This is a genomic window from Pantoea sp. sgz302252, from assembly GCF_042610525.1.
Classification (GTDB): Bacteria; Pseudomonadota; Gammaproteobacteria; order Enterobacterales; family Enterobacteriaceae; genus Erwinia.
This window is the reverse complement of sequence record NZ_JBHDVM010000009.1, coordinates 214283-217079: the sequence shown is the minus strand read 5'-3', so window position 1 is coordinate 217079 and position 2797 is coordinate 214283. Positions and strand designations below refer to the sequence as shown.

Genomic DNA, 2797 nt, shown 5'->3' with positions numbered 1-2797 from the left:
GTGGTGATAGCAGCAGTCAGGGTAGTTTTACCGTGGTCAACGTGGCCGATAGTACCAACGTTGACGTGCGGTTTGGAGCGTTCAAATTTTTCTTTAGCCACGGCGATATTCCTTACTTTCTGTGCTCTCCCTTGTGGTAAGGAGAGCACGGGATCAATTGGTTAAACCCGATTATTTACCACGGGCTTCAATAACAGCCTGAGCGACGTTGTTCGGCGCGTCATCATACTTCAGGAATTCCATGGAGTAAGATGCACGGCCTTTGGTGATTGAACGCAGCTGCGTCGCGTAACCGAACATTTCGGACAGCGGCACTTCCGCGTGGATCACAACGCCAGTCACGTTGGATTCCTGACCGCGCAGCGTACCACGACGACGGCTCAGGTCACCGATAACGTCACCAGTGTTCTCTTCAGGCGTTTCAACTTCAACCTTCATGATTGGCTCAAGCAGGACCGGGGTCGCTTTCTTAAAGCCATCTTTAAAGGCGATAGACGCCGCCAGTTTAAACGCCAGCTCAGAGGAGTCAACGTCATGGTAAGAACCAAAGTGCAGACGGATACCCATGTCAACAACCGGATAACCAGCCAGTGGGCCAGCTTTCAGCTGTTCCTGGATACCTTTATCAACCGCAGGGATGTATTCGCCAGGAATCACACCACCTTTGATGTCGTTGATAAATTCGTAGCCTTTCGGGTTTGAACCCGGCTCCAGTGGGTACATGTCGATAACAACATGACCGTACTGACCACGACCACCAGACTGCTTGGCATGTTTACCTTCGATATCGGTAACTTTAGTGCGAATCGCTTCGCGGTAAGCAACCTGAGGTTTACCGACGTTCGCTTCAACGTTGAATTCACGCTTCATGCGGTCAACGATGATGTCGAGGTGCAGCTCGCCCATACCTGCGATAATGGTCTGGTTAGACTCTTCGTCAGTCCATACGCGGAATGACGGGTCTTCTTTCGCCAGACGACCCAGCGCCAGACCCATTTTTTCCTGGTCGGCTTTGGTTTTTGGCTCTACGGCGATGGAGATTACCGGCTCAGGGAATTCCATACGCTCCAGAATGATGACGTTATCCGGGTCACACAGGGTGTCACCAGTGGTCACGTCTTTCAGACCGATAGCCGCAGCGATGTCGCCTGCGCGAACTTCTTTGATCTCTTCACGCTTGTTGGCGTGCATCTGTACGATACGGCCCAGACGCTCGCGCTGAGATTTAACCGGGTTGTACACGGTGTCGCCAGAGTTAACGATACCAGAGTAAACGCGGAAGAAGGTCAGGTTACCAACAAACGGGTCGGTAGCGATTTTAAACGCCAGCGCAGCAAACGGCTCGTTGTCGTCAGAATGACGAACTGCTGGCGTATCTTTACCGTCGTCCAGCATACCGTTGATCGCTGTTACGTCAGTTGGTGACGGCAGATATTCGATCACGGCATCCAGCATTGCCTGAACACCTTTGTTCTTAAATGCAGAACCACAGGTAACCAGGATGATTTCGTTGTTCAGTACGCGCTTACGCAGAGAAGTTTTGATCTCTTCTTCGGTCAGCTCTTCGCCGCCAAAGAATTTCTCCATCAGCTCGTCAGAACCTTCAGCCGCGGCTTCAACCAGTTTCTGGCGCCATTCTTCAGCCAGCTCCTGCATATCAGCTGGGATCTCTTCGTAATCGAAGGTCACGCCTGCGTCTGCGTCGTTCCAGTTGATCGCTTTCATCTTGATCAGGTCAACAACGCCGGTGAAGTGCTCTTCCGCGCCGATAGCCAGCTGCAGAGGAACCGGAGTTGCGCCCAGACGGCTTTCAATCTGGCCAACTACTTTCAGGAAGTTAGCACCCATACGGTCCATTTTGTTAACGAACGCGATGCGTGGAACTTTATATTTGTTCGCCTGACGCCATACGGTCTCAGACTGTGGCTGAACACCACCAACTGCACAGTAAACCATTACTGCGCCGTCAAGAACACGCATGGAACGTTCTACTTCGATGGTGAAGTCAACGTGTCCCGGAGTGTCGATGATGTTAACGCGGTGCGGCTCGAACTGCTTAGCCATACCTGACCAGAAAGCGGTAGTCGCTGCGGAGGTAATGGTAATACCACGCTCCTGCTCCTGCGCCATCCAGTCCATAGTGGCTGCGCCATCATGAACTTCACCGATTTTATGGTTTACACCGGTGTAGAACAGAATACGTTCGGTAGTGGTCGTCTTACCGGCGTCGATGTGTGCACTGATACCAATGTTACGGTAGCGTGTAATGGGTGTTGTACGAGCCATTTGATTCCTCTGATTCTAGGACGTTCAAAGTTAAATCCCAGCGGGGTCAACTGAACGCCCGCTGGGTTAATAACAACTACTGAGCTGTTACCAGCGGTAGTGTGCGAACGCCTTGTTGGCTTCGGCCATACGGTGAACGTCTTCACGTTTCTTCACTGCGGTACCTTTGTTTTCCGCAGCATCAGAAAGTTCGTTCGCCAGGCGCAGAGCCATTGATTTATCACCGCGTTTACGAGCAGCTTCAACGATCCAACGCATTGCCAGAGCATTACGACGAACCGGACGGACTTCAACTGGTACCTGATAAGTAGAACCACCAACGCGGCGGGATTTTACTTCCACGGTTGGGCGGACGTTGTCCAGGGCTACTTCGAATGCTTCCAGTTCGCCTTTACCAGCACGCTGAGCCAGGGTCTCAAGTGCAGTATAAACGATAGATTCGGCGGTAGATTTTTTACCATCTACCATCAGGATATTTACAAATTTGGCCAGCAGCTCTGATCCGAACTTA

At 51.7% G+C, this 2797-nt stretch carries 3 protein-coding genes; all 3 read right to left on the bottom strand.

The window, feature by feature from the left end:
* Window positions 1–101, bottom strand: a 101-nt coding sequence (locus ACETPC_RS17130) for a GTP-binding protein (RefSeq protein WP_380183413.1), incomplete at its 3' end; no start/stop codon positions are given.
* Between the two features lie 70 nt (window positions 102–171).
* Window positions 172–2286: an elongation factor G gene (gene fusA, locus ACETPC_RS17125; protein WP_380183405.1), complete on the bottom strand. Its 2115-nt coding sequence runs from the start codon at window positions 2284–2286 to the stop codon at window positions 172–174.
* A gap of 87 nt (window positions 2287–2373) precedes the next feature.
* Window positions 2374–2797: 30S ribosomal protein S7 (gene rpsG / locus ACETPC_RS17120; RefSeq protein ID WP_380183403.1), on the bottom strand; the 424-nt coding region annotated here is incomplete at its 5' end.

What these genes read in the sequence shown, in the direction of transcription:
- fusA (WP_380183405.1), bottom strand. Translation starts at nt 2,286, where the DNA reads ATGGCTCGTACAACACCCATTACACGCTACCGTAACATTGGTATCAGT.